Genomic DNA, 24,653 nt, shown 5'->3' on the forward strand with positions numbered 1-24,653 from the left:
GTGAACGGGAAAATCCACTCCTGGCGGGCTACCGAGATCACCTGCACCCCGACATGATCCATCATGGACGGCCGACGGAGTTACGAGACGTCCCTAAGACAGGCTCATCCGGTCGCGGCCGACCGTGACGACGCGTAGCGGCCGGATGAGGGATCCCACCGACACGCTGATCTCGGCCGCGTCCGGGCCGCGCTGGGCGGCGGGTGCCCGACGACGATGCCTTGCCGTTCGAAGCCGGCCACACCTCGCGACGTACGGTCAGCGGCTGTGGCAGGGCGTCGGCGTCGGCCTACAACCTCGCGGTGCCGAATGGATTGTCGATGACGTACCGCCAGCGGCCGTCAGGGCCGCGGCGTGCCACGTCGGTAGCGGTGCCTTCCAGGTGCACGGGCTGCCCGTCGGCGCCCCGGCCGTCGATCGTCCAGTCGACGATCAGTAGGGCGATATCGTCGGCCACGTAGACGTGCCGTGGACGAATGTCGATCGGCAGACCCAGATCGAGGAAGCGTTCGTTGGCCGCCGCCCTGGCCGCACCGGTGACCGCTTGGCCCGGCTCGGCGACAAAGACGCCCTCCGGTTCGTAGACCTGCTCGACAACAGCGGCATCACCGGTATTGAAGGCCCGAGCGAAGACCCAGGGATGCTGGCTGACGTCGTCGGTCAACGGGACACTGTCGGGATGGATGCTGAAGTCGGCGCTCATGCGGCCAGTCAAACCGAGCCCGCCGCAGGTAACCAAACGGTAAGCAGCGGCTGGGATCGTGATCTGGTCCCGGACACCCGCGGCGAGACAAGACATCCCGAGCCCACCTGTCCCGTGGAAGTTGCGCTTGCTGTTGTCGGCGGCCGATGGACGACGCTGCTCCTGCGAGAACTGATGCACGGACCCCGCTCGTTCGGCCAACTGCGGGCCGCGTTGCCAGCGCTGAGCGCGAAGGTCCTGAGCGAGAGGCTGGCCAGGCTGGCGATGAACGACCTGATCGAGTGGCACCGTCAGAAGGGCTTCCCTTCCCACACCGTCTACCGGCTCACCGTCGCCGGCCAGACGCTCAAGCCACTACTGATCGAGCTTTACCGGACCGGAGACGCGCTTCTCCGCGAAACCTCAGCACAACGCGGCCCCAGCGGCATGTCTTCGCCGACACCGGCTTCGCCGGCCGCCTCGTCAACTGGGTCCGCGACCTGCTGCGCACCACCGTCGAGATCGTCCGCAAACCCGCCGACCAGCGCGGCTTCGTCGTACACCCCCGCCGCTGGGTCGGGGAGCGAACCCTGGCCCGGATCACCGCCCACCGCCGCCTGGCCCGCGACTACGAGACCTACCCCAGCACGTCCGAGGCCATGATCCGATGGGCCGCCCTCGGCGGCATGCTCCGCCGTCTCACACGAGGCGAACCCGCCACCCGCCACCAATGCCGCACCTTCAACACACCTGACTGACAGCAATGTGAAACGCGCCCTCAGTCCATGACGGCGGTGGCCTCGACCTCGACGAGGTAGTCGGGGCCGGCGAGGGCGCTGACGCCCAGCCCGGTGAACGGCGGGACCGGAGTGACTTCGAGTTTCGCGGCGGCCCGGGTGATGCCGTCGATCAACGGCGTCATCTTGTCCGGGGTCCAGTCGACGAGGTACACGGTGAGGCGTACCACATCACCGAAGGACCCACCGACCCCGGCCAGGGCCTTGGCGACGTTGAGGTAGCACTGCTCGACCTGCGCGGCGAGGTCTCCGGCGCCGACCGTGCCCCCGTCCGCGTCGACGGCCACCTGGCCGGCGATGAAGACCTGCTTCGCGCCGGTCGCGACCGCGACGTGACGGTACAGGTCGGTTGCCGGTAGTCCTTCGGGATTGACGAACGAGACGGCCATGGTGCGCTCCTTCCGGAAGATTCGCCGATCGGTGGGATTACCCGGTCTGCCAGGGCGGCAAGTCCACCGGCAGGTACCGCCACGCGCGCACCCGGTCCGCACTACATACAGGACGCCGTCGACGACCGCCCGGCGGAGCGCTTCTCCGGTTTGCCCATCCACTGCGGCGACGGCAGCATCGGCTCCACGATCTCCCACTCGGCATCAGTCAGATCAGACGGGTACCGCCGCATTCGATCCATGCCCGTCTACCGGCCCAGTCAGGCTCATCGATCGGACCGGCTGTGCGACACGCCCAACCAACCCACAACCCAAACGCGCTCTAAGGTGTCGCCGTGAGCAACCAGCCGGTGCGTGATGCCTATTCGTCCATGTCAGCGCAGTACATCGCGCTGCTCGATGGTGGCGGGCAGGCCCACTTGGACGACACGGCTCTCATCCGGGGCCACCTTGCCGGTCTGCACGGCACGGTGCTCGACCTCGGTTGCGGCCCCGGCCACTGGACCGCCTACCTGCATTCGCTCGGCGCCGACGTGACCGGCATCGACCTGGTTCCCGAGTTCATCGACCACGCCCGAGCGAACTTTCCCGGGCCGGTGTTCCGGCTCGGCTCGATGACCGAACTGGACATCCCCGACCATTCGGTGGCCGGCATCCTCTCCTGGTACTCGACCATTCACCTGCCGCCACCGAAACTGGACCACGCGCTCACCGAGTTCCGCCGGATGCTGACCCCCTCCGGGAGGTTGGTGATCGGCTTCTTCGACAGCGACGACGAGGTGGCCGAGTTCGACCACAAGGTCCTCACCGCGTACCGCTGGCCGGCCAACGAGTTCTCCGTCCGCCTGGCCAAGGCCGGGTTCACCGAACTCCAGCGCCTGCGACAGCAGTCCCCGGACCGCCCGGACCGCCGGTACGCGGCCATCGCCGCAAGCGCCACCTGATCCCACCGCGCAGAGCCCGACATCTGGACGATGCCGGCGGGCCGGCCGCTTCGATCAGGTGGCCGGCTGCTGGCCCGGCCAGAACGGCCACTCCTCGAACGAGCGACAACGTCCGTCGTCCGCGAATCGCATGATCCAAAGGTCGCGGTACTCCTGCTCGACCGGGTCGCCGTAGCGGACCTCCTGGCGCGACACCGCGGTGTCGCCATCGACCGCGACGATCTCCGTGGTCATCTGGAACACCTCGTCTGGGCCTTTGCGCTGCTGGTCCCACATCTGGGCGATGGCCGGCAGGCCAACGACGGGCGTCCAGTACGGCCCCTGCTGATAGCTTGCATCCTCGGTGAAGAGCGTGACCAGCACCTGCGTGCCCGGCGTCCGCCACACCTGCTCGTAGGCAGCGATCCAGTCGGCGACCTGCTTCCTGTCCATGGACAACACCATGCCATTGGGGGCTCGCCTGGCGACGGGATGCGCCGAAAAGTTCCGCTGTGCCGGACTGAAAGCGAGGTCAGCCCCGGGCCCCGGTTCGTCGCTCGCGCAGCCAGACGAGCACCACCATGCCGACGTTGACGACGGCGAGGATCAGCAGAGACGCGTCGCCGGTGTCGGTGGACCTGTCGATCGCGAAGCCCTCGCCGCCCGCCATCACCGTGTTGACGGTCGTGAACAGGACGTTGTTGGCGACGTGGAACGCCACCGGCGCCTCGATGCCGCGGCTGATGATCGCCATCAGCCCGGTCGAGATGCCGAACACGGCGTAGTAGCCGAACAGCCAGGGGTCGGTTGACCCGTGCACCACGGCGAAACCCAGGCTGGAGACCACGAGCCCGACGACCAGGGCCGCGCGAACCGGACGCAGCCAGGACGCGGCGGCGGGCAGCACGGCGCTGCGGAACATCAACTCCTCACCAGTGGCCTGGATCGGGGTGCTCCGCATGACGATCACCAGCATGGCGATCGTCGTGCCGGTGACACCGAAGCTGGTCCAGCCCGGCGCGGCGGGTGCGACCAGCGCCACGACAGCGATCCCGGCCGACACCAGCAGCGCCGCGCCGATCAGGTATCGCACCAGGCGGCGTGCGTCGAACGCTCGCGGTGCGCTGATCAGGCTGCGCCAGGGCACCTTGGCGATCCGGGTCAGGAGCAGGATCGCCAGTACGCCGGCTACGCCCACACTCACATTGACGGCCAGGAACTTCAGCGGCGTGAAGGTGGGGGCCATCGGGTCGTCGCTGCCCTCGATGATGCCGACCACCTGGTAGAGCAGAACCTGCAGGATCAGCATCGCCAACGGCGGCACAACGATGACCACGAGCGGTTTTCACCAGCTCATCCGCAGGTGGGCACCGAAGGGGCGGGAGTTGTCGACCGCTTGCCGAGACTGCTCCGGGGTCAGTCGCGTGGTGGGCATGTCATCCATTGCAGCGCGCACCGCTTACTCCGGAAAGTGCCGCCAGGTCACCACCTGACCATGACATTCTGCGGGCGGAGATATGACGCGTTGCCACTGGTGAGCCATTCGCAGGGGCGGCGGGACGACCTGGTCAGGGCTCTCGGTGGTCAAACGGTCCTGCCGGTCGTTCCGTCGCGATCCGGTCGAGGAGGAACAGCGCCGTGGCATCGATCACGTCGTCGAAGTGCCTGCCGCCGCTGGGGTAGTGGAATCCGTGTCCGGCGTGTTCGTACTCAATGAGCACGCACTCGTTGCCGGAGCGCACCATCGCGTCCCGCAACTGCCGCACCGATTCGATCGGCTCGACCTCGTCGCGGGTTCGGGTGGACTGCACCGCCTGCCGCACGAGGTCGGCCACGGTGATGGGCCGGTGCAGGTTGGCCAGCGCCCAGTCCGTCACGCTGCTGAGCGGACGAGCGACGCCGACACCGGCAGTTCAGGCAACCCATCAAATAGATTTGATGTAAAGTCGGGTCGTGGCGTCATCGAGCCGTACCACCCCAGCGTTCCTGCACCTGGCCGCCCATCCGCTGCGCTGGCGACTGTTGACCGAGCTGGCGACCGGCGACCACCGCGTCCGGGAGTTGGTGGCGCTGGTCGGCGAGCCGCAGAACCTGGTCTCCTACCACCTCCGACTACTGCGTGACGGCGGGCTCGTCACTGCCTCGCGCAGCAGCTTCGACGGCCGTGACAGCTACTACCACCTCGATCTGGACTCCTGTGCACACGCGCTGGCCGATGCCGGCAGGGCCCTGCATCCCGCGCTGCTCGGGGGGACGGCGCCTCCCCCGGCGGATCAGCGGCACTCGCGGAAGCTCGGTGTGCTCTTCGTGTGCACCGGCAACAGCGCCCGCTCACCGATCGCCGAGGCGCTGCTGCACCACCGCTCCGGCGGCGAGGTCAGGGTGGTCAGTGCCGGCACCCGGCCCAGGTCGAGCCTGCATCCACACGCCGTACGCGTACTGCACGACAGCTTCGGTGTCGACGTCGCCGGGCAGCGGCCCCGGCACCTCGACACGGTCACCCGCCGCCGGTACGACTACGTGATCACCCTGTGCGACAAGGCCCGCGAGGTCTGCCCCGAGTTCGCCCACGAGCCCCGACGGGTCCACTGGAGCATTCCCGAGCCCGCCACGACCGTCGACGCCACCGACGCCGACTACCCCGCCTTCCAACGCGCCGCGAACGACATCGACATCCGCGTCAGACATCTGCTACCCGTGCTCACCGCTGCCCCGCCCACGAAGGAGATCCGGCCATGACAGAGCCCACCCAGTACGCGAGCGTCCGCTACCTGGTCGACGACGTCTGCACCGCCGTCGACTTCTACACCACGCATCTCGGGTTCACCCTGCACACCAGCGCCGCCCCCGCCTTCGCCGACGTGGTACGCGGCCCGCTACGGCTGCTGCTGTCCGGGCCGGCCAGCTCCGGCGCGCGTGCCACCCCCACCGACGTCGCCACCGCCGGCCGCAACCGCATCCACCTCGTCGTCGACGACCTGGACGTCGAGATCGATCGACTCCGTCGCGGCGGAGTGTCGTTCCGCAGCGAGGTGGTAAGCGGCCCGGGCGGACGCCAGATCCTGCTCACCGACCCGGCCGGCAACCTGATCGAACTGTTCCAACCCGCCCGCCGCCTCGCCGCCGGCGCAACGGCCACGTCCTGAGCGGAACCACTGTCACGGGCGGGCCGGCCCGGCGGTCTCGGGGGTCGACGAGCGGGTCGATCCCGCCGGTTCGGCCTGCTGCAACTCGATCGCCCGGATGTGCCGGTACGCGAACCACAACGGCGGGAACGCCCCGACGGCGAAGGACAGGTCCACCACCGTCCAGAACCACGGGATCTCCCGCAGCGGCCCGCAGATCAGCGCCAGCGGCACGATCCCGACACAGGCGATCATGCCAAGTTGGACCACCCAGACGTTGCGCACCGGGTCGCGTAGCGGCCCCCAGAACGCCACGGCCAGCACCAGGTGGGCGTAGGCGAGCCAGTCGGTCCCGTACCGCATGAACGGGTACCGGTCCCCGGTTTCGACAAGTCCGACGTGGACCCGCTCGATCCAGCCGACCAGAGCCGGGAACTGCTCGGCGAACGGGTCGGCCGCCCGCAGCAGCCAGCGCACCTCGATCTCCAGAGGAAACGCGGTGACTCCGCTCAGAAACAGGCCCACCACCACGATCCACAGCCAGCCTCGGATTCGCCGCAACCGCTCATCGACGCCCATCCCCGCAGGGTAGTGATGAGCTTCAGGCGCCCGTTGCCGGCCACGGGCGCCGTGAGCTGGCCCACGGATCCGAGGGTGGACCGGCGATCACGAATGCCGTCGTTGCCGGACGATCAGCAGGACGCCCCGATGGATCAGCACGCCGACTGCGGTGTTGACGACGGCGAGGCCGGCCGCCCCGGTCTTGTTTGTAAGTGGTTACTAGTGTCAGGCTCCGGCTGTGGTGGAACAACGGAGCACGGCCCGACGGCGGCGTGCGGACGCGATCGACATCGGCATGCGGGTCTTCGCGGACCACGGGCTGACCACAGCCTCGATACAGCAGGTGGCCGACCAGATGGGCGTGTCACAGCCGTACGTCTTCCGGTTGTTCGGCACTAAGCGTAACCTCTTCCTGGCCTGCCTGGACGAGTTGGAGGCCCGGATCCGGCGGGTGTTGCACGAGGCGGCGTCCCAACATCCGGATGACCCGCTGCCGGCGATGCGTGCCGACTTCCGGACGCTGATCGCCGACGGCGTCATCACCGGCCTGTGGTTGCAGGCCTGCGCGGCGGCCCGCTCCGACGAGGCGGTCGCGGCGCACTGTCGGGCCGTGGTCGGCCGGATTCTGGACCACGCCGGGCGGTTGTCCACCGCCGGACCGCAGGAGTTGCGGGGGACGCTCGCGCTCGGCGCGTTGGTGGTGATGCTCCAGGCGTTGGGCATCGACCTGAGTGGGGGCAGCCAGGCCGCGATCGACTCCTTACGCGACGCGTATGCGACGTCGCGACCGGAAGGAGTGCGGTGATGGACGTCTTCGGGCCGGCCGCCGACCTGTACCAGACCGTCCGGCCGGGCTACCCGCCCGAGATCGCCGATCGGGTTGTCACCTACCACGGCGGAACTCCGGCGTCCGTGGTCGAGATCGGCGCCGGCACCGGCAAGGGAACCGACGTGCTCGCCCGGATCGGCGCACCCATGACCTGCCTCGACCCCGATCCGCGGATGGCAGCGCTGCTGGCCACGCGACTTCCCCAGGTACGCATCCACGGCGACACCTTCGAACGGTGGGTGCCACCCGCCGGTGGGGTCGACGTGCTGGCCTGCGCCATGGCCTGGCACTGGCTGGACCCGGCCACCCGCAACGCGCGCGCCCGGCAGGCACTCACGCCGGGCGGCACCCTGGCGATCTTTGGGCATCGATACGACTACGTCGAGCCCGACCAACGAGCGGCGATCGGCGCCGCACTGCGCGCGATCGACCCGACCGTACGGGAACGGCCGGCGGACTGGTTCCATCAGGACGTCGTCGAGCACGGGCAGTTTCTCGACGTCCGCACGGAGGTCTTCGGCCACGAACTGCCCCTGGCCAAGGAACGCTACCTCGCCCTGGTCCGGACCTTCGGGCCGTTCCTGACCCGCTCGCCGGAGCAGCAGCAACGCGGTTTGACCGTGCTCGGCCGGCTGGTCGACGAGTTCGGCGGCACCGTGACGCTCGACCTGCGCACCACGCTGGTGCTGGGCCGGGCCGGACGAGGGACCGATGCTCGCTGACCGGTGGGAGTGACCGAGCACGGTCATGGCCCCACGGCAGCTCCGCACCTTCAAGCACCTCGCCGAAGGTCGTCCCGCCGTGAGATGAGACGTCCGCTGGCCCCTCTGCGACCGCCGGGCTGGCGCCGTCAGGGGACGTCCCGGGCGACGCGCTCGCCGGACTCGACGTTCACCCGGGCGTACGACGGGAGGTCGGGGCGTACGGCGTGCCCCGCGCGTACCGCTGTCGCGGTGTCCACGACGGCGGCCAGGGCCGCCCGGAACAGCAGAGAACCGGTGCTGACCCGCCGCACACCCAGCTCGGCCAGGGCGGCCACGGTGTGCCGGTCCGGCAGGAACAGGATGTTGACCGGTACGTCGACGGCGGCCACCACCGCCGCGATGTCGGCGGGCTCGGCCAGACCGGGGACGAAGACGCCGTCCGCACCGGCGTCGGCGTAGCGTTGGATCCGGTTGACCGCCTCCGTCAGGTCGCCGGGACGCTGCCAGTGCGTGTCGGTACGGGCGTTGACGAACAGCCCCGGTACCTCCCGCTTCACCGACCGGATCAGTTCCGCGTGCTCCGGCGCCGGACCCATGGCGTCCTCCAGGTTGACGCCCACCGCGCCGGCCTCGGCCACCGCGACCGCCGCGGCGACCGATCCGGTCTCGAGGTCGGCGGTGAGGTGTACCGGCAGCGCCGCCAGCCGGCGGATGAGCGACAGGGTCGCGCCCCCGGTGACGGCCGCGCCGTCGGGCAGGCCGTTGACGGCCGCGACGCCGAGGCTGGTGGTGCCGAGCGCGGCGAACCCGGCCTCGACCAGGAACCGGGCCGACGCAAGGTCCCAGACGTTCGGCAGAACCAGCGGGTCGCCGACGCGGTGCAGCGCCGCGAAGCCGCTCATCCGCGTGCTCCGGCCACCAGCGCGAGCGCGTGGGCGCGGCCGGGGCAGCGCCGAGGTCCCGCACCGAAGGCCAGATCACCGGCCAGTGGCACCCGCACGACCTCACCGGCCTCGACGGTCATGCCGGCCACGGTGGCGGTGACCGTCGCCTGCCGCCTGGTCGCCGGCACCGGCGGATCGTCGCGCAGCACCTCGTCGACGCGACGGTGCCGGGTCCGGTCGATCAGGACGGCCGTTGCCTCGCAGGCCTGGACGAGCACGCCGATGCGGGCGGCGGCCGGTTCGTCGAACCTGCCGCCGAAGAGCGCCACCAACCGGTGCACGGCAGTGTCGGCCCGCGACTCGTCACCGGTGCCGGGCTGGTACGCCTGCGCCACGTCGCGGATCAACTCCACCACGGGATGGGTGACTCCCAGCCGGTGGGCCAGGACCGCCACCGGGTGGGAGCCACCGGCATGGCGTAGCGGCTCCAGCGGGATCGCGTCCAGGATCGCGACGGACAACCCGCGCCGCCGCTCGTACTCGATGCCCGAACTGAACCGGCCCACCGTGGCGCGCAGCCAGGCGACGCCGGTGGACGCGGGTGGGACGGGCGGCACGACGAACGTCGGGTCGGTAAGCACCGCGAGGGCGGCCTCGCGGCCGTGTATCTCCTGCATGCGGCGAAGGCTACGGCCACGATCCTTCGGTGAGCGCCGAACTGTCGTACCCGACAATGGGTCGGTGACCTCCGCTGCCGACCTCGCCGGGCTCGCGGCGCTGCTGGCCGACGAGACCCGTGCGGGAATCTGCCTCGCGCTGCTCGACGGCCGGGCGTGGACCGCGAGCGAACTCGCCGCACACGCGGGTGTCGCGCCCTCCACCGCCACCGGTCACCTGCACCGCCTCGTCGAGGGCGGCCTGCTCGTCCAGCGGCGCCAGGGCCGGCACCGGTACGTGCAGCTCGCCGACCCCTCGGTGGCGCAACTGTTGGAGGACCTGTCGGCCCGGTTCGAACCGCGTCCCGCCCGGACCGGTGGTCTGCGGGCGGCCACCGCCAGCGCGGCCCTGCGCCGGGGCCGTACCTGCTACGACCACCTGGCCGGACGGCTCGGTGTGGCGGTGACCGAGGCGATGATCGGGCGGGGGCTGCTGGACTGCGGCGGCGGCTTCGCGCTCACCCCGACCGGCCGGTCCTGGCTGATCGACCTGCTCGGCTGGGATCCGGCGCAGCCCCGGCCGGGCCGCCGGCCGCTGGTCCGGGGCTGCCTCGACTGGACGGAACGGCGGGAGCACCTCGGCGGATTGGTCGGCGCGAAACTGTGCGAGCGGTTTCTCGGCCACGGGTGGGTGGTACGCATCGGGTCCGGCCGCGCCGTACGCCTCACCGCTGCCGGGCAGGCGGCCCTGCGCGACCAGTTGGGGATCACCCTCGACTGACGTGCCGCGGGCTCGGTCCGGGACCGGTCGAACTCGGGTGGAGGCCGTTGGTTCCCGGACCGAGCACGTCCTGCGCGGCGGTGTGCCGGTGGTTACTTGCTGACGCCGGCGGTGAGGCCGGACTGCACCTGACGCTGGAAGACGATGTAGACGATGAGCACCGGCAGCATCGCCATGGTGACCCCGGCGAACAGGCCGGACCAGTCGGAGCGGTAGCCCTGGTTGACCGACAGCTCGATCAGGCCCTGGGAGATGACCTGGTTCTTCGGCTCGCCGGCCACCGACTGCATCAGCAGGGTCGGCAGGTACCACTGGTTCCACTGGCCGAGGACGTTGAAGATGCCGATGCTGATCAGGCCCGGTTTGGCCATCGGCAGCATCACGCTGAAGAACAGCCGGCTGTGCGACGCGCCGTCGACCATGCCCGCCTCGGCGATCGCGTTGGGCAGGGTACGGAAGAACGAGTGCATGAAGAAGACGGTGAACGACAGCGACCAGGCCACGTAGACCAGGATCAGCATGAGGTGGCTGTTCGGGCCGAGGAACGGCAGCACCACGCCGGTGTTGTAGACGCCCTTGAACAGCGGGACCGCAGCGAGGTAGATCGGCAGGGTCAGCCCGGACAGGAACATGTAGTAGATCAGCCGGTTGCCGGGGAACTCGTAGCGGGCGAGCACGTAGGCGGCCATCGAGCCGAGCAGCATGGTGAGGAAGACGCTGCCGGTAAGCACCAGGATGGTGTTGAGGAAGAACGACCCGATGTGCCCCTCGGTCCAGGCCCGGGCGAAGTTGTCCCACTGCAACTGCTCGGGGATCAGCGACAGCGGCTTGCGGATGACCTCGGAGTCGGTCTTGAGCGCCGACATCACCACCCACAGCAGCGGGTAGACCACCATGATCGCCCAGACGGCGAGGAACAGGTGCGAGAAGCCGTTGAAGAACCGTGCACCGGCCCGGCCGCCGCCGACGGCGGCGCGCTGTGCCGGCGTACGGCCCGGTGGTGGAGTCTGGTCGGGGCCGGCCAGGCCACCCGGGGTGTGGGTCACCGTGCTCATCGTCCAGGTCTCCTCAGTACTCGATCCGCTCACGACGGGTGATCCTCAGCTGGAGGGCGGCCAGCAGGATGGTGAAGATCGCCAGTGCCACGCCCATGGCGCAGGCGTAGCCGAACTGGCCCTTCTGGAAGGCGGTGAAGTTCAACACCGACGCGAAGATCTCGCTGGCGTGGTTGGGGCCACCCTGGCTGGGCGTCATGACGAACACCAGGGCGTACATGTCCAGGGCGATGAAGCCCAGGTAGACCCAGGCCACCGAGACGGTGTCCCGCAGCAGCGGCAGGGTGATCCGGAAGAAGGTGTGGAATCGGCCGGCACCGTCCAGGATGGCCGCCTCGTAGACGTCCTTCGGGATGGACTGCATGGCCGCGGAGAAGAGCACCATGTAGAAACCGGCGCCGCTCCAGACCGCGATCAGCAGCAGCCACCACAGCACCGCCGGTACGCCGAGGAAGGGCTCCGGGTCGTACATGAAGGTGATCGGGTCGTCCTCGCTGACCAGCCCGATCTTCATCAGCATGCCGTTGATCAGGCCCTGGCCGTCAGCGCGGTAGATCTGCTGCCACATCACCGCGATGACGACCAGGGACAGCACCTGCGGGAAGAAGAAGATCACCTTGTAGAGACCGGAGCCGAACACTCCCCGGATGCCGGCCTTGTCCTCGCGTCCGCCCACGTTGAGCAGGAACGCGAGGAACAGGGCCAGCGCGATGGTGAACAGCGGCACGGTGATCAGGAAGAAGACGTTGTGCCAGAACGCCTTCCTGATCAGCTCGTCGGAGAAGAGCCGGAGGTAGTTGTCCAGCCCGACGAACTGCTGCCTGTCGGAGTAACCTCCCCAGTCGGTCAGCGAGTACCCGGCCGCCTGCAGGAAGGGCCACACCACGTAGAAGAGGTACAGCCCGACCGGCAGGGCCAGGAAACCCGTGACGAAACGCGCAACACCGTGCCGCATGGGACTCACTCTTTCCGTTCGGATCAGGCGTCGCGGGTCTGCTTGGTGATCGACGAGTCCTTGGCGACCTTGTCGGCGGCGGCCTGCATCTTGTCGACGAACTGCGCGGCGGTCAACCGGCCGGCCATCAACTCGGCGGACAGGTTCTGGCTCTCCTTGTCCAGGTCGGCGTAGAAGTTCCAGAGCTTGATCGAGATCAGGTCCGAGCTGGCGTTCTTCATCAGCTCGTTGGCGCTGGCGAGGGCGGCGTCCTGCACGTTGTCACCGGAGCCCTTGGTCGACGCCAGCGACTTGGTCAGCTCGGCGAACTTCGCCGAACCGGCCTTGGAGAGCACCGCGCGCAGGAACTCCTTGGCCGCGGCCTTGTTCGGCGCCTTGGCCGGAACGACGATGCCCTCGCCGGCACCGGCGTAGACGTCGTTTGGCGCCTTGTCGGTGGCACCCAGGCCCCAGTAGTCGGAGATCTTCATCTCGAAGCCCGGCGGGATGGTCGCCGCCATCTCGTTCTTCAGCCAGGTGCCGACCTGGATGAAGGCCGCCTTGCCGTCGAGCCAGGCCTGCTGCGACTGGGTGTGGTCGAGCTTGCCGGGCAGCAGCAGCTTGTCCTTGACCAGCTTCTCCCACGCCTCCAGCGCCGGCAGGACGCCCTCGGCACGCCAGGCGTTCTCCTTGAGGTTGTCGATGTCGATGACGGCCTGCTTGCCGGCGGACTTCCAGACCGTCGCCATCAGCGCCCAGCGCGGGTAGTAGCCGTGCACGGCGTCGTACACGTACGGGGCCATGCCCTTGGCCTTGATCTTCGGGGCGAGGGCGAAGAAGTCGTCGAAGGTCTTCGGCGGCGTCCAGCCCTCCTTGTCGAACAGCACCGAGTTGTACCAGTTGCCCCAGACCGTGTAGGCCACGTTCACCACGAAGAACTTGCCCTGGTAGGTGCCGTCACCGACGGTGCCCGGCAACAGGCTGTCCCCGACGGTGCCCTCGCCGTCCCAGGCCGGGGCGGCGAGCAGGTCGTCCAGCGGCTCGATGGCGCCCTCGTTGACCAGGGTGCTGATGTCCATCATGTCGGCGCCGGAGTTCATGACGACGTCGCTGGGCTGCGTCGCCATCTTGGGCTGCTCTTCGGTCTTGATCTTCTGGGTGGAGCTCATGTTGACGGTGACGTTCGGGTACTTGGCGTTGAAGATCGCCTGGTCCTCCTTGGCCCAGGCATCACCCAACCCACCGTTGAAGATGACCACCTTCACGGCGCTGCCGTCCTGCACGCCGAAGGGGTTGTCGTTGCTCTTCTCCCCGGCGTTGTCGTCGTTCTGGCTCGGCGTGCTGCCGGCGCAGGCGCTGAGCAGACCGGCGGCCGGGGTCACCAGGAGGCCCGCGGCCGCCGCGCGGCGCAGCAGGGTCCGGCGGTCGAGATCGGGGGTAACAGACATCGTGAGACTCTCCTTGTGATGTCGGGTCAGGCGGTGCGCCGGAGTCTCCCGGCGTACCGCGACTCGAGGGCGAGGTTGTGCTCGTCCCCACCGGGGACGTTGGCGGAGAGGTAGATAGGGGGCACCTCTCCGGCCTGGTGGAACCGTCGTACGACCTCCGCGGTCAGCAGCTGCGCCAGCAGCGCCGAGGTGACCGAGGAGACCGCACAGACCGCGCCGCCGCCCTCGAGCGGCAGCAGTGCGTCACCGTACGGCGCGCCGTTGTCCAGCACGACGTCGGCGAGATCGACGAGCCGCCGGCCGGAGGGGTGCCGCGGGGTCACCCGTCCGGTGTGCTCGACCGAGGTGACCGCGATCAACGGGTGACCGCGTCCGGTGGCCAGCAGGGCCAGTTCGATCACCGAACCGTTGATGCCGGACTGGGACGCCACCACGAAAACGTCCTGCGGCTGGGGTGCGGCGATCGCGTAGAGCTGGTGCGCGACGGCCGGGTCACGCTCCAGCTTCGGGTCGGCGAGCACCTGATGCGAGACGCCGCCGTGCAGCACCAGGTCGTGCAGGGAGATCCGGTTGGTGGGTACCAGCCCGCCGGCCCGGGCGACCAGTTCGGCGGCGAAGGCCTCCGAGTGCCCGGCGCCGAACGTCTGCAACACCCCACCGTCGCGCAGGCTGGCGGCGATCAGATCGGCGGCCCGGCCCAGCGACTCGGATCCCCGCTCGACCAGCCGGTCGAGGACCGGCCGGACCGCGTCGGCGTACCCCTGGGCGCTGATCATGCGCTGGCCTCCCTCGCGGCCTTGTGCCCGTCGACGGCCTGGGCGGTACGCCGGAAGGCCGCGTGGGCGCGGTCGTGGGTGCGCTGGGCGACGGCGATGTAGAGCAGGTCGAGGACGACCAGTTGGGGGTGCCGGGCCGACAGCGCGTCCGGCCGGAACGTGGTGGCCTGGCTGGCGGTGAGCAGCACGATGTCGGCCAGTTCAGCCAGCGGCGACCGGCGGAATCCGGTGAGCGCGATGGTGGTGGCGCCCCGGCTGCCGCCCTCGGCGAGCATCTCGATGGCCTCGCGGGTCTGCCCGCTGTGCGAGATGCCCAGCGCGACGTCGCCGGGACGCAGCAGCGCGGCGGCGGCCAGCCCGGAGTGCACGTCGTTCCAGGCCCACGCGGCCACGCCGATGCGGTGCAGGCTGAACTGCATCTCCTCGCCGACCAGCGCGCTGCCGCTGGCACCGAAGATGTTCACCCGTTCGGCTCCGGCGATGGCGACGGCGGCCCGTTCCACCTCGGTCAGGTCGAGCAGGGCGGCGGTGTCGTGCATCGCCCGGGTGTCGGCGGCCATGATCTGCTCCAGCACCCGCTCCAGCGGGTCGCTGGGCTGGATCTCCCGGCCGATGTCGACGGTCCAGCCGGCCGAGCGGGCCCGGCCGGTCTCGGCGGCGATACCCAGCCGCAGGTCGGCGTAGCCGTCGAAACCCATCGCCCGGCAGAACCGGGTGACCGTGGCCGGCGAGGTGCCGCTGCGTTCGGCCAGTTCCACGATGGTGGCGCGGGCCGCCGCCTCCGGGTCGCTGAGCACGTGCTCGGCGACCCGGCGCAGCGCGCCGGTCAGTTCGGCGGCGCCGGTGCGGACCCGGGCCAGTGTCCCGTCGGAGGCGACGCCGAGGGCACCCCGTCGGTCGATCCCGTCGGCGTCGGCCACCGCGGTGCCCGCGGAGGTGTCCGACTCGTGATCAACCATGAGGCGCCTTTCGGAAAAGACTGTTAACTGTTAGTGGTAAAAGTTCTTACTAAAGCCCCCTCCGTGTCAAGACTGTGGGCGAAGTTTTCAAACTGTTACCTGGCGCACAAGCCGCCGCCGACCCCCCACCGTGGCCGGAATCAATGCCGTGACCAGCACGAACGCCAGCCGGACCGCAGGGGTGCGGTGGGGTCGGGCCGGCCCCGCCGTTACCGGCCCGACCCCACCGGGGCTGACCCCCGGCCGCGTTCCCTGAGGCTCACCGGTGGAGCCCGGCACGGTCCCGTGAAACGCGGCCTAGGCTCGGAGGATGCGCCGCCTGGCCCGCCTCGCCGCCCGCACGCCGCCAGACCGGGAGCGCTACCTCGACCTGCTCCGGGCGCTGGCCATCGTCCTGGTGGTCCTCGGGCACTGGGCGATAGCGGCGGTCGAGTACGACGAGAGCGGACGACCCGACGGGCACTCGGCGCTGACCGCCCTGCCCTGGGCGTACCCGCTGACCTGGGCGGTCCAGGTCATGCCGGTCTTCTTCCTGGTCGGCGGGTACGCCAACGCCGCCTCGCTGGCAGCCCACCAGCGCCGTGGTGGCGACGCGATCGGCTGGCTGCTCGGCCGCAGCGCCCGCCTGCTGCGCCCGACCAGCGCCCTGGTGCTGGTGCTCGCCGGTGGCGCGCTGGTGGCCCGACTGGGCGGCGCCCAGCCGGACGAGGTTCGCCCGGTCGTCTGGTTCGCCACCATTCCGCTGTGGTTTCTCGCCGCCTACCTGGCCGTGGTGCCGCTGACCCCGGTCATGTACGCGCTGCACCGACGCCTCGGGCTGCTGGTGCCGCTGGCGCTGGTACTGCTGGTCGCCGCCGGTGACCTGGGCCGCGCGCTCGGGCCGGCCGGCCTGGCCCTGCCCAACTACCTGCTGGGCTGGCTCGCCGTCCACCAGCTCGGCTTCGCCTGGTACGACGCCCGCCGGGGGCACTGCGGTTCGGCCGGCCTGCGCACCCGGTGCCTGCCGATGTCCCGCCGGGCCGCGGGTGCCATGCTGCTCGGCGGCCTCGCCGTGGCGGTGCTGCTCACCGTCCCCGGCCCGTACCCGATAAGCATGATCAATCTTCCCGGTCAGCGGCTGGCGAACGCCGCCCCACCCAGCGTGGCACTGCTCGCGGTCGCCACCGCCCAGCTCGGGCTGATCCTACTGCTGCGGGAACGGGCGGAACGGTGGCTGCACCGCGACCGCCCGTGGCAGGCGGTGATCGCCGTCAACTCGGTCGTGCTGACGGTCTTCCTGTGGCACCTGAGCGCGGCCGTGCTGCTCGTCGGTGCGCTGCACGGGCTCGGCCTGCTCCCCACGCCGGAGGCCGGTACGACGGCCTGGCTGGCCTGGCGGGTGCCGTGGGTGCTGATGCTGGCGGTGGTGCTGGCCGTCCTGGTCGCCATCTTCGGTCCGATCGAGGCGTCCACCGGTCGCCCCCGGCACCTGAGAGCGCCGGCCAGGCGGACGGGTGCCCGCGCCGCGCTCACCATCGCCGGATACGCCGCCGTCGGGTACGCCCTGGCCGCCAACGGCGCGGCGGCCAAGACCGCACCGGAGCCGCTCGGATGGCCGGTGGCCGCGCTGGTGGCCTACCTGGCCGGCGCGGGCACCCTGCGCCTGCTCAGGTCTGGGTGGGGAAGCCGAGATTGACCCCGCCGTGGCGCGGGTCCAACCACCGGCTGGTGACCACCTTGCCCCGGGTGAAGAAGGCGACACCGTCGGCACCGTGGGCGTGCAGGTCACCGAAGAGCGACGACTTCCAGCCACCGAACGAGTAGTACCCCATCGGCACCGGAACGGGCACGTTCACGCCGATCATGCCGACCTCCACCTCGTGCTGGTAGCGCCGGGCGGCACCGCCGTCGTTTGTGAAGATCGCCGTGCCGTTGCCGTACGGGTTGGCGTTGACCAGGGCCACCGCCTCGTCGTACGAGTCGACCCGTAGCACCGACAGCACCGGCCCGAAGATCTCGTCGGTGTAGATCGACATCTGCGGGGTGACCCGGTCGAACAGGGTCGGCCCGAGCCAGAAACCGTCCGGGTCGCCGTCGACGGTCACGTCCCGCCCGTCGACCACCGGCACCGCCCCGGCGGCCACGCCCGCCTCGACGTAGGAGCGCACCCGGGCCGCGTGCGCGGCCGTGACCAGCGGCCCCATGTCGCAGCCACGCCGCCCGTCGCCGGTACGCAGCCCGGCCATCCGGCGGGCGATCCGGGCCACCAGTTCGTCGGCGACCGGCTCCACGGCGACCAGCGCCGAGATCGCCATGCACCGCTCCCCCGCCGAGCCGAACCCGGCGTTGACCGCCGCGTCGGCGGCCAGGTCCAAATCGGCGTCGGGCAGCACCACCATGTGATTCTTCGCCCCGCCGAGCGCCTGCACCCGCTTACCGGCCGCCGTGCCGCGCCGGTACACGTGCCGGGCGACCGGGGTGGAGCCGACGAACGACACCGCCCGGACCACCGGATGGTCGAGCAGCGCGTCCACCGCCTCGGCGTCGCCGTTGATTACGTTGAACACCCCGTCGGGCAGGCCGGCCTCGACGAACAGTTCGGCCAGCAGCAACGCGGCGCTCGGGTCCTTCTCGCTGGGCTTGAGCACCACCGTGTTGCCGGCGGCCACCGCCACCGGGACGAACCAAAGCGGGACCATCACCGGGAAGTTGAACGGGCTGACCACCGCGACCACCCCGAGCGGCTGCCGCAGGCTGTAGGAGTCGACCTCGGTGGAGACGTTCTCGCTGAAGCCGCCGCGCAGCGCCGAGGGGATGCCGCAGGCGTACTCGATGACCTCAAGGCCGCGCTGCACCTCCCCGGCAGCGTCCGCGAGCACCTTGCCGTGCTCGGCGGTGATCAGCGCGGCCAGTTCGTCCCGCCGGGCGTGCACCAGCTCACGGACGGCGAACAGCACCGCCGTCCGCTTCGCCAGCGACGCGTCGCGCCAGGTGCGGGCCGCGCGCTCGGCCACCTCGACCGCTGCCGCGACGTCCGCGGCGCAGGCCAGCTCGACCTGCGCGGTACGCCGGCCGGTGGCCGGGTCGAACACGTCGCCGCGCCGGGTCGAGGTGCCACCGGTGCGCTTGCCGTCGACGAAATGCCCGATGAGGTTCATGAGGTTGCCTCCGCCACGCCGGAGTGGATCGCGTCGACCAGGATGGCCAGGCCCTCCCGGGCCTCCTCCTCGGTCAACGTCAACGGCGGTCCCATCCGCAGCACGTTGCCGTACAGCCCGCCCTTGCCGGTCAGCAGGCCGCCCTCCCGGCACGCCTCGAAGACCCGCGTGGCCAGCGCCGCGTCGGGCTCGCCGGTGCCCGGGTGGACGAACTCGACGCCGAGCATCAGGCCCTTGCCACGGACCTCACCGACCCGGTCCAGGTCGGCGAGCGCCGCGCGCAGGCCGTCGCCGAGGATGCGGCCGACCCGCGCGGCGTTGGCCTGCAGGTCGTGCTCCAGGAGGTAGTCCAGCACCGCGTTGCCGACGGCGGTGGACAGCGGATTGCCGCCGAAGGTGGAGAAGCTGATCCCCGACACCGAGTCCAGCACCTCCGCCCGGCCGACGACACCGGCCAACGCGAACCCGTTGCCGATGCCCTTGGCGAAGGTGAGCAGGTCCGGGGTGACACCGTGGGCCTGGTAGCCCCAGAAATGCTCGCCGGTGCGCCCCCAGCCGGTCTGCACCTCGTCGGAGATGAGCAGGATGCCGTGTTCGTCGAGGACCTTCTGCCAGGCGGCGAAGAGACCGTCGGGGCCGTGCACGAAGCCGCCCACGCCCTGGATCGGCTCGGCGATGAGGCAGGCCACGTCCCCGCTGGTCTGCGTGGCGAGCACCTCACGCAGATCCTCCACCGCCGCCTCGACCCGGTCGGCCTCCGGCAGCCGGGCCAGCAGGCCACGCAGCCGGTCACCGGAGTGCAACCAGGCCACCTGGAGCGGGTTGATCGACGTCGGCGACCAGGTGCGGTTACCGGTCGCGCCCATGGTCGCGTACGTGCGGCCGTGGTAGCTGTTACGCACCGCGAGGATCTGGTGCGAACGCCGGTGATTCGTGGCGACAAGCAACGCCGCCTCGTTGGCCTCGCTGCCGGAGTTGGTGAAGAAGACCCGCGCGTCGGGAATGCCGGACAGCCGCGCCACCTTCTCGGCCAGCTCGACCTGCTGGCGGATCAGGTACAGCGTCGAGGTGTGCACGATCCCGGTGGCCAGTTGCCGCTGTACCGCCTCGCGGACCTCGGCGATGTCGTAGCCGAGCGAGTTGGTCAGCACCCCGCCGAAGAAGTCCAGGTAGGTGCGGCCACGCGCGTCGGTGACCCGCCGCCCCTGGCCACTGACGAGTTCGATCGGCTCGGCGTAGTAGAGCGTCATCCAGGACGGGAGCACGGCCCGGTGCCGGGCCAGCAGGTCGTCGGCGGTCATCGTCGCCCCTTCGGTCGCGTTCCCGCACGCTTTCACCACCGTCACTGCCGGGACAAGTGTCAGACTGTCCGGCGATGACCCGGGATCGTTGACAACACGTCAACGCTTTCCGTCGCTGTCACGCGGTGTCGCCACGCTTCCGGTAGCCGAACGAGCAGCTGAGCGATGTTTTCCGTCCCGGTACCGGGGAAGGTGCAGCGCCGCCGCGACCAGTCCGAAGCCCGCCCAGCCGGCGACGAGCGCCACCGCGGCCGAGACGTCCTGGCCCAGGCGGACCCCGACCAGGAACCCGAGCAGCGCCAGGCTGTTGCCGGCGAAGTGGCGGCAGAAGACCGGCAGGTCCCGCCGCACCTCGACGGCGACCAGCACCCCGGCGTACGGAAAGGTCACCACCAGCCCCCGCAGCACCTGGCCGAGCAGCCCGGTCAGCACCGCACCGGCGAGGACCAGCAGCAGCCGGGCCACCGCCGGCATCCGCGCAGCGTGTCCCGTCGGTGGGTCGGGTGCGGGGACGCGGTGCAGCACCAGCATGGCGAGCAGCCAGAGGGCGACCGTGGCGGCCAGCGTCGGCCAGAACGGCAGCGCGACCGGGCGCAGCGCCACCGCGAGCGCGAGGTAGCCGGCGACCCCCGCCAGGTCGGCCAGCAGAATCGGCCAACGGAACCGGTGATGCGTCAGCGCCACGACGCCGAAGAACAGGTTGAGCCCCACCACCCCGACGAGTTGCGCGCCGTCGACGGTGTGACCGGTGGCCAGCAGCGCGGCCGTCATGGGCAGCGGCAGCGCGGCCACGAGGGCCCGCCACCGGACCGGACGGATCAGGGTCACCGCCCAGACCACCGCGGTCACCAGCAGTACGCCCTGGGCGGTCATCCTGTCGTTAGGTGTCGAAGGTGGCCCGGCTGAGGCACATCTGAAACGCCTCGCCGGCCCGGGCAACGTCGGCGGCGTTCACCGAGAACCGGTTCTCGTTGATCTCCCCGTGCGGGCTCATGCCCGCCGTCCAGCACGCTGTGCCGTCCCAGCGGATCAGGTTGACGTGCAGGTCGGCGGGGACCGCGACTGTCGACAGCAGACCGACCCGTACGCCCGCCCGCCGCTGTGTCGCCACCAGCTCCGCCAACTCGTCGAAGAACTCGGCATAGGTGAAAATCCGGGTGATCCGCACCCCACGAGCCAGCGCGGCAAGGTTCTCCGACCAGTACCGCCGGCCAATGTCGCTGCTCCACCAGGCCAGCCGAGGCAGCACGTTGGACAGCGCCTCCAACTCTCCTACGCAGTCCCGGGTGGCGGCGAGCATGTCCTGGTAGTCCTCGCCGGGCCGGATGATGCGTCCCTGCCGGAGTTGCGCGAGGTCGGCGTGGAACCGCTCGAACCGGCGCTGGGCCTCCTCGGCGACCCGGGTGCCCGGATGGCGGTCCACCGCCTCGGTCGCGGCGGTGGCGAGTTCCGGGATCGCCCGCACCAGCCAGTGCGGGCCGGCCAGCAGCACCCGCAGGTGGAACCGACGCTCGGCCCGGGCCATGGAGTCCACCAGCAACGAGATGGTGATGCCCATCAGACCGGCCAGCAGCGACTCCACGCCGGTGGCGGCGCCGGTCAGGTCGAGCGTAACGGAGAGCGAGATCGACAGGGCGACACCGATAAGTGCGACCGGGTCGGTGTGCGCCATCAGCCGCGCGACGCCGACCGCATGCGCACGCGGGCCGGTACCCGGACGACGCAGCAGTTGAACCATCAACCACCTCCAGCTACCGACTCCCCTCAGCGTAAAACCCCCCAACCACACCCCGATGCCCGCCGTGATCATGAAGTTGTTGCCCCGAAATCGGACGAAAAGTGGCAACAACTTCATGATCAACGATGGGAGGGCGGGGGTGGATGGGGGTGGATGGGGGTGGATGGGGGTGTTAGGCGGGGGCGGTGGTGCGGATGGCTTCGGCGAAGACCTCGGAGCGGTGCTCGAAGTTGCGGAAGCGGCCGTAGCTGGGTGCGGCGGGCGAGAGCAGCACCACTCCGCCGGCCGGAGTCACCTGGCGGGCCAGCTGGACCGCGTCGGTGAGGTCGTCGACGAGTTCGGTGCGTACCTTCGGCAGCCCGTCGAGCGCCCCGATGATCCGCGGGCCGCTGTCCGGGATGCCGATCACGGTCAGTTCCCGCTCGGCCAGGTGCTCGCGCAGGGGCGTGTAGTCGACCCCCCGGTCGTTGCCACCGACGATCACGGTCAACGGCCGCCCGTCGTACGCGTCGATGGCGTGGATGGCCGCGTACGGGCTGGTGGCCAGGGTGTCGTCGACGAAGGTCAGGCCGGACGGGTCGGCGATCTCGGTCAGCCGGTGGGCCAGTCCCTGGAACTCGGCGACCGCCACGGCCAGGGCGTCCTTGCGGTCGACCAGGTCGATGCCCAGCGCGTCGAGCACGGCCAGGGCCACGCAGAGGTTGCCCTCGTTGTGCCGACCGACAAGCGGCAGCACCGCCCGGGGGAAGAGCGGCTGGTCGACCCGGTGGAACCAGGGCGTACCGTCCGGGCCGGTGGCGACGTTGACCGAGTCGGCGGTGCCGGCGCGTACCGCCGCGCGGTCGCCCAGCTCGAACGCCAGCCGTGGGTCCGCGCCGTTGACCACCACGGTGCGCGGCCCGTACGCGAGCAGGTTGAGCTTGTCCCGGTAGTACTCCCGTTCGCCACCGTGCGCGTCGAGATGCTCGGGGAACAGCGCGGTGACCACCGCCACCCGCGGCGAGTCGGTCAGGTCGCTGCACTGGTAGCTGGACAGCTCCAGCACGTACAGCTCCGCCTCCGGCAGGTCCAGCGTCGGCACGCCGATGTTGCCGCCGAACACGTTCGGCCGGTCCACCGCGGCCAACAGGTGGCTGATCAGGCTGGACGTGGTGCTCTTGCCCTTGCTGCCGGTCACCCCGATGGTGCGGTCGCCGTGGTCGGCCATCCACAGCGAGGTGCCCTGGGTGACCGTCGCGCCCTGGCGTCGCAGTTCCATCAGCCAGGGGTGCGTCTGCGGCACACCCGGCGAGCGGACCACCACGTCGGCCGCGGCCAGCCGGGCGAAGCCCTCGTCGCCGGTGACCAGTGGGGCGGCCTCCGCCAGGGGTCCGTCCCAGGGCAGGGTGAGGAAGTTCGCGCTGTCGTCGACGGCCACGAGGTCAGCCGGGCCGTGGGCGGCGATGGCGGTCACCGCGGCCCGGCCCTCCCGGCCGGCCCCCCAGACGGCGACTTTACGTCCGCGCAGGTCAGACAGGCGCACAGGCTCTCCTCGGGTACGACGGCGGCACGGCACGGTCCGGCCGAGCCGGGCACGGCCGGACGAACCAGGGCCTAGTATGGCGTGTGCTCAACACGCAGCTGGCGCGGATGGACGCCTTCACCTTCCCGTCCTACTCGATCGACCTGTCCACCGGCGAGGCGTTGTTCGACTACGCCCTGACCGGGCCCGACGGCGAGCAACGGTTCACCGAGGTGGTCACGTTGCCGGTGCCGGAGGAGTCCCCGTCGGACGCCGCCGTGGCGGCGCTGGGCCGGGTGCTGGAGCTGCTGCACGTGGTGGCCGGGGTCAGCTACTACAAGACGGCCGCGCCGGGGCAGTTGGTGCTGCCGGCACCGCTCGGCCCGGCCGCCGTCGAGTTCGTCACGGCCGTCTACACCAAGGGCCTCGCCGAGTACGCGTACCGCAACCAGCTGCCGCACGTGCTGGAGCTGGCCCCGCGGGTGCCCGACGGGCGGGTGAAGCCGGCCGCCGAGTACGACAACTCCGACCGTCGTCCGTTGTCGGCGGTGGGCGGCGGCAAGGATTCGATCGTCAGCCTGGAGGCGCTGCGCCGGGCCGGTCTCGACCCGGTGCCCTTCTCGGTCAACCCGAACCACGTGATCAACGCGGTGAACGCGGCGTCGGGGCTGCCCGCGCTCGCGGCCCGGCGGCGCATCGACCCGGTGCTGTTCGAGCTGAACGCGGCCGGCGCCCGCAACGGGCACATCCCGGTCACCGCGATCAACTCGCTGATCGCGGTCGCCACGGCGGTGCTGCACGGCCTGGGCCCGGTGGTGATGTCCAACGAGCGCTCGGCCTCGGACCCGAACCTGATCTGGAACGGTCACGAGATCAACCACCAGTGGTCCAAGGGCGTCGAAGCCGAGGGGCTGCTCCGCGCGGCCCTCGCGGAGCACGCCGGGCTGGCCGAACCGTACTTCTCGCTGCTGCGCCCGCTGTCGGAGCTGCACATCGCCCGGCTGTTCGCCGGCATCGACCGCTACGACGACGTGGTCACCAGTTGCAACGCCGCGTTCAAGCTCCGCGACGCCAGCGAGCGGTGGTGCCGCGACTGCCCCAAGTGCCGCTTCGTGTTCCTGGCCATGGCTCCGTTCATGCCCCGTGAGCGGATCACCCACATCTTCGGCGGCGACCTGCTCGCCGACGAGGCACAGATCCCGGGTTACCGCGAACTGCTCGGCATCGACGGCCACAAGCCCTTCGAGTGCGTAGGCGAGGTGGAAGAGTCGGTGGTCGCGCTGAGCCTGCTCGCCCAGCAGCCCGACTGGCGCGACACCCCGGTGGTCACCGCCCTCGTAGCCGCCGTCCCCGACAGCGCGTGGGCGACGGCCGCCACCTCCGACACCTTCACCCCCGCCGCCGCCAACCACCACATCCCCCCCACCTACCAGAAAACCCTCCAAACCCTCACTCCCTAACCCCACCCCACCC

At 70.4% G+C, this 24,653-nt stretch carries 26 protein-coding genes and 3 pseudogenes; 10 read left to right on the top strand and 19 right to left on the bottom strand.

Features of this window, described 5'->3' with window-relative positions; genetic code table 11:
* Nucleotides 1-289 precede the first annotated feature (289 nt).
* Nucleotides 290-703 carry a DUF4440 domain-containing protein gene (locus tag ACFY2A_RS25480; protein WP_363924180.1) on the bottom strand — a complete coding sequence of 138 codons (414 nt, stop codon included), beginning with the start codon at nt 701-703 and terminating at the stop codon, nt 290-292.
* A 114-nt stretch (nt 704-817) separates the two neighbouring features.
* Here ACFY2A_RS25480 and ACFY2A_RS25485 point away from each other — a divergent pair.
* A pseudogene (locus tag ACFY2A_RS25485) lies at nt 818-1,138 on the top strand (winged helix-turn-helix transcriptional regulator); the annotation flags it as partial.
* Nucleotides 1,126-1,440: pseudogene (locus tag ACFY2A_RS25490) on the top strand (IS5/IS1182 family transposase); the annotation flags it as partial. The pseudogenes ACFY2A_RS25485 and ACFY2A_RS25490, both read left to right, overlap by 13 nt.
* A gap of 20 nt (nt 1,441-1,460) precedes the next feature.
* On the opposite strand, the gene ACFY2A_RS25495 reads toward ACFY2A_RS25490, so the two are convergent.
* Both ACFY2A_RS25495 and ACFY2A_RS25500 read right to left on the bottom strand, forming a co-directional pair.
* Nucleotides 1,461-1,868, bottom strand: a complete 408-nt coding sequence (locus ACFY2A_RS25495; RefSeq protein ID WP_387175175.1) for a RidA family protein — start codon at nt 1,866-1,868, stop codon at nt 1,461-1,463.
* Nucleotides 1,869-1,911: 43 nt separating this feature from the next.
* Nucleotides 1,912-2,110 (bottom strand): annotated as a pseudogene (locus ACFY2A_RS25500) (transposase); the annotation flags it as partial.
* Nucleotides 2,111-2,203: 93 nt separating this feature from the next.
* On the opposite strand from ACFY2A_RS25500, the gene ACFY2A_RS25505 reads away from it, so the two are divergent.
* Nucleotides 2,204-2,812 (top strand): class I SAM-dependent methyltransferase, encoded by a 609-nt coding sequence (locus tag ACFY2A_RS25505; RefSeq protein ID WP_363924023.1) that lies wholly within the window; start codon nt 2,204-2,206, stop codon nt 2,810-2,812.
* 54 nt (nt 2,813-2,866) lie between these two features.
* Here ACFY2A_RS25505 and ACFY2A_RS25510 read toward each other — a convergent pair whose 3' ends face one another.
* The 3 genes from ACFY2A_RS25510 to ACFY2A_RS25520 all read right to left on the bottom strand — a co-directional run bounded on the left by ACFY2A_RS25510 (nt 2,867) and on the right by ACFY2A_RS25520 (nt 4,668).
* The gene (locus ACFY2A_RS25510) at nt 2,867-3,244 is read right to left on the bottom strand and encodes a nuclear transport factor 2 family protein (protein WP_387175177.1); all 378 of its coding nucleotides are present in this window, start codon (nt 3,242-3,244) and stop codon (nt 2,867-2,869) included.
* Nucleotides 3,245-3,323: 79 nt separating this feature from the next.
* Complete coding sequence (locus tag ACFY2A_RS25515) at nt 3,324-4,127, bottom strand: CPBP family intramembrane glutamic endopeptidase (RefSeq protein ID WP_387175179.1); 804 nt, start codon at nt 4,125-4,127, stop codon at nt 3,324-3,326.
* 232 nt (nt 4,128-4,359) lie between these two features.
* Nucleotides 4,360-4,668 (bottom strand): hypothetical protein, encoded by a 309-nt coding sequence (locus tag ACFY2A_RS25520; protein WP_387175181.1) that lies wholly within the window; start codon nt 4,666-4,668, stop codon nt 4,360-4,362.
* Nucleotides 4,669-4,744: 76 nt separating this feature from the next.
* Between ACFY2A_RS25520 and ACFY2A_RS25525 the strand changes: the two genes are divergently transcribed.
* A complete protein-coding gene (locus ACFY2A_RS25525) occupies nt 4,745-5,530 on the top strand; it encodes an ArsR family transcriptional regulator (protein WP_387175183.1) in 786 nt (261 codons plus the stop codon).
* Nucleotides 5,527-5,937 (top strand): VOC family protein, encoded by a 411-nt coding sequence (locus ACFY2A_RS25530; protein WP_387175185.1) that lies wholly within the window; start codon nt 5,527-5,529, stop codon nt 5,935-5,937. The genes ACFY2A_RS25525 and ACFY2A_RS25530 overlap by 4 nt, the downstream gene beginning before the upstream one ends.
* Before the next feature lie 12 nt (nt 5,938-5,949).
* Here the strand turns inward: ACFY2A_RS25530 and ACFY2A_RS25535 are convergent, their stop codons facing one another.
* Complete coding sequence (locus tag ACFY2A_RS25535; RefSeq protein WP_387175187.1) at nt 5,950-6,495, bottom strand: hypothetical protein; 546 nt, start codon at nt 6,493-6,495, stop codon at nt 5,950-5,952.
* A 220-nt stretch (nt 6,496-6,715) separates the two neighbouring features.
* Between ACFY2A_RS25535 and ACFY2A_RS25540 the strand changes: the two genes are divergently transcribed.
* Entirely contained in the window at nt 6,716-7,282 is a 567-nt protein-coding gene (locus ACFY2A_RS25540) for a TetR/AcrR family transcriptional regulator (RefSeq protein ID WP_387175189.1), read from the top strand.
* Nucleotides 7,282-8,028 carry a class I SAM-dependent methyltransferase gene (locus ACFY2A_RS25545; RefSeq protein ID WP_387175191.1) on the top strand — a complete coding sequence of 249 codons (747 nt, stop codon included), beginning with the start codon at nt 7,282-7,284 and terminating at the stop codon, nt 8,026-8,028. The genes ACFY2A_RS25540 and ACFY2A_RS25545 overlap by 1 nt, the downstream gene beginning before the upstream one ends.
* 128 nt (nt 8,029-8,156) lie before the next feature.
* Here the strand turns inward: ACFY2A_RS25545 and ACFY2A_RS25550 are convergent, their stop codons facing one another.
* A complete protein-coding gene (locus ACFY2A_RS25550; RefSeq protein WP_387175193.1) occupies nt 8,157-8,912 on the bottom strand; it encodes an isocitrate lyase/phosphoenolpyruvate mutase family protein in 756 nt (251 codons plus the stop codon).
* Nucleotides 8,909-9,571 (bottom strand): hypothetical protein, encoded by a 663-nt coding sequence (locus tag ACFY2A_RS25555; RefSeq protein ID WP_387175195.1) that lies wholly within the window; start codon nt 9,569-9,571, stop codon nt 8,909-8,911. The genes ACFY2A_RS25550 and ACFY2A_RS25555 overlap by 4 nt, the downstream gene beginning before the upstream one ends.
* A gap of 64 nt (nt 9,572-9,635) precedes the next feature.
* Here ACFY2A_RS25555 and ACFY2A_RS25560 point away from each other — a divergent pair, with 64 nt between their 5' ends.
* The gene (locus ACFY2A_RS25560; protein ID WP_387175197.1) at nt 9,636-10,331 is read left to right on the top strand and encodes an ArsR/SmtB family transcription factor; all 696 of its coding nucleotides are present in this window, start codon (nt 9,636-9,638) and stop codon (nt 10,329-10,331) included.
* A gap of 92 nt (nt 10,332-10,423) precedes the next feature.
* Here the strand turns inward: ACFY2A_RS25560 and ACFY2A_RS25565 are convergent, their stop codons facing one another.
* From ACFY2A_RS25565 to ACFY2A_RS25585, 5 genes are read right to left on the bottom strand one after another with little or no spacing between them, the layout of a single operon-like run.
* Nucleotides 10,424-11,386: a carbohydrate ABC transporter permease gene (locus ACFY2A_RS25565; protein WP_387175316.1), complete on the bottom strand. Its 963-nt coding sequence runs from the start codon at nt 11,384-11,386 to the stop codon at nt 10,424-10,426.
* A gap of 13 nt (nt 11,387-11,399) precedes the next feature.
* Nucleotides 11,400-12,341 (bottom strand): carbohydrate ABC transporter permease, encoded by a 942-nt coding sequence (locus ACFY2A_RS25570; protein ID WP_093407322.1) that lies wholly within the window; start codon nt 12,339-12,341, stop codon nt 11,400-11,402.
* A gap of 23 nt (nt 12,342-12,364) precedes the next feature.
* Nucleotides 12,365-13,768: an N-acetylglucosamine/diacetylchitobiose ABC transporter substrate-binding protein gene (gene ngcE, locus ACFY2A_RS25575; RefSeq protein ID WP_387175199.1), complete on the bottom strand. Its 1,404-nt coding sequence runs from the start codon at nt 13,766-13,768 to the stop codon at nt 12,365-12,367.
* A 26-nt stretch (nt 13,769-13,794) separates the two neighbouring features.
* Nucleotides 13,795-14,544, bottom strand: coding sequence for a sugar isomerase domain-containing protein (locus tag ACFY2A_RS25580; RefSeq protein WP_387175202.1), 750 nt, complete (start codon nt 14,542-14,544; stop codon nt 13,795-13,797).
* Nucleotides 14,541-15,503, bottom strand: coding sequence for a MurR/RpiR family transcriptional regulator (locus ACFY2A_RS25585; protein ID WP_363924006.1), 963 nt, complete (start codon nt 15,501-15,503; stop codon nt 14,541-14,543). Before ACFY2A_RS25585 ends, ACFY2A_RS25580 begins: the two co-directional genes overlap by 4 nt.
* A gap of 310 nt (nt 15,504-15,813) precedes the next feature.
* Between ACFY2A_RS25585 and ACFY2A_RS25590 the strand changes: the two genes are divergently transcribed.
* Nucleotides 15,814-17,178 carry an acyltransferase gene (locus tag ACFY2A_RS25590; RefSeq protein ID WP_387175204.1) on the top strand — a complete coding sequence of 455 codons (1,365 nt, stop codon included), beginning with the start codon at nt 15,814-15,816 and terminating at the stop codon, nt 17,176-17,178.
* Here ACFY2A_RS25590 and ACFY2A_RS25595 read toward each other — a convergent pair.
* The 5 genes from ACFY2A_RS25595 to murD all read right to left on the bottom strand — a co-directional run bounded on the left by ACFY2A_RS25595 (nt 17,150) and on the right by murD (nt 23,201).
* The gene (locus ACFY2A_RS25595; protein ID WP_387175206.1) at nt 17,150-18,640 is read right to left on the bottom strand and encodes a CoA-acylating methylmalonate-semialdehyde dehydrogenase; all 1,491 of its coding nucleotides are present in this window, start codon (nt 18,638-18,640) and stop codon (nt 17,150-17,152) included. The genes ACFY2A_RS25590 and ACFY2A_RS25595 overlap by 29 nt on opposite strands.
* Complete coding sequence (locus ACFY2A_RS25600) at nt 18,637-19,941, bottom strand: aspartate aminotransferase family protein (RefSeq protein WP_387175209.1); 1,305 nt, start codon at nt 19,939-19,941, stop codon at nt 18,637-18,639. Before ACFY2A_RS25600 ends, ACFY2A_RS25595 begins: the two co-directional genes overlap by 4 nt.
* A 99-nt stretch (nt 19,942-20,040) precedes the next feature.
* Nucleotides 20,041-20,814 (bottom strand): hypothetical protein, encoded by a 774-nt coding sequence (locus ACFY2A_RS25605; protein ID WP_387175212.1) that lies wholly within the window; start codon nt 20,812-20,814, stop codon nt 20,041-20,043.
* Nucleotides 20,815-20,821: 7 nt separating this feature from the next.
* Nucleotides 20,822-21,679 (bottom strand): hypothetical protein, encoded by an 858-nt coding sequence (locus ACFY2A_RS25610; protein WP_387175214.1) that lies wholly within the window; start codon nt 21,677-21,679, stop codon nt 20,822-20,824.
* 172 nt (nt 21,680-21,851) lie between these two features.
* Nucleotides 21,852-23,201: a UDP-N-acetylmuramoyl-L-alanine--D-glutamate ligase gene (gene murD, locus ACFY2A_RS25615; protein WP_363924000.1), complete on the bottom strand. Its 1,350-nt coding sequence runs from the start codon at nt 23,199-23,201 to the stop codon at nt 21,852-21,854.
* An 83-nt stretch (nt 23,202-23,284) separates the two neighbouring features.
* Between murD and ACFY2A_RS25620 the strand changes: the two genes are divergently transcribed.
* A complete protein-coding gene (locus ACFY2A_RS25620) occupies nt 23,285-24,640 on the top strand; it encodes a hypothetical protein (RefSeq protein ID WP_363923999.1) in 1,356 nt (451 codons plus the stop codon).
* Nucleotides 24,641-24,653 lie beyond the last annotated feature (13 nt).

The sequence above is a fragment of the Micromonospora sp. NPDC000442 genome, assembly GCF_042898635.1.
Taxonomy (GTDB): domain Bacteria; phylum Actinomycetota; class Actinomycetes; order Mycobacteriales; family Micromonosporaceae; genus Micromonospora.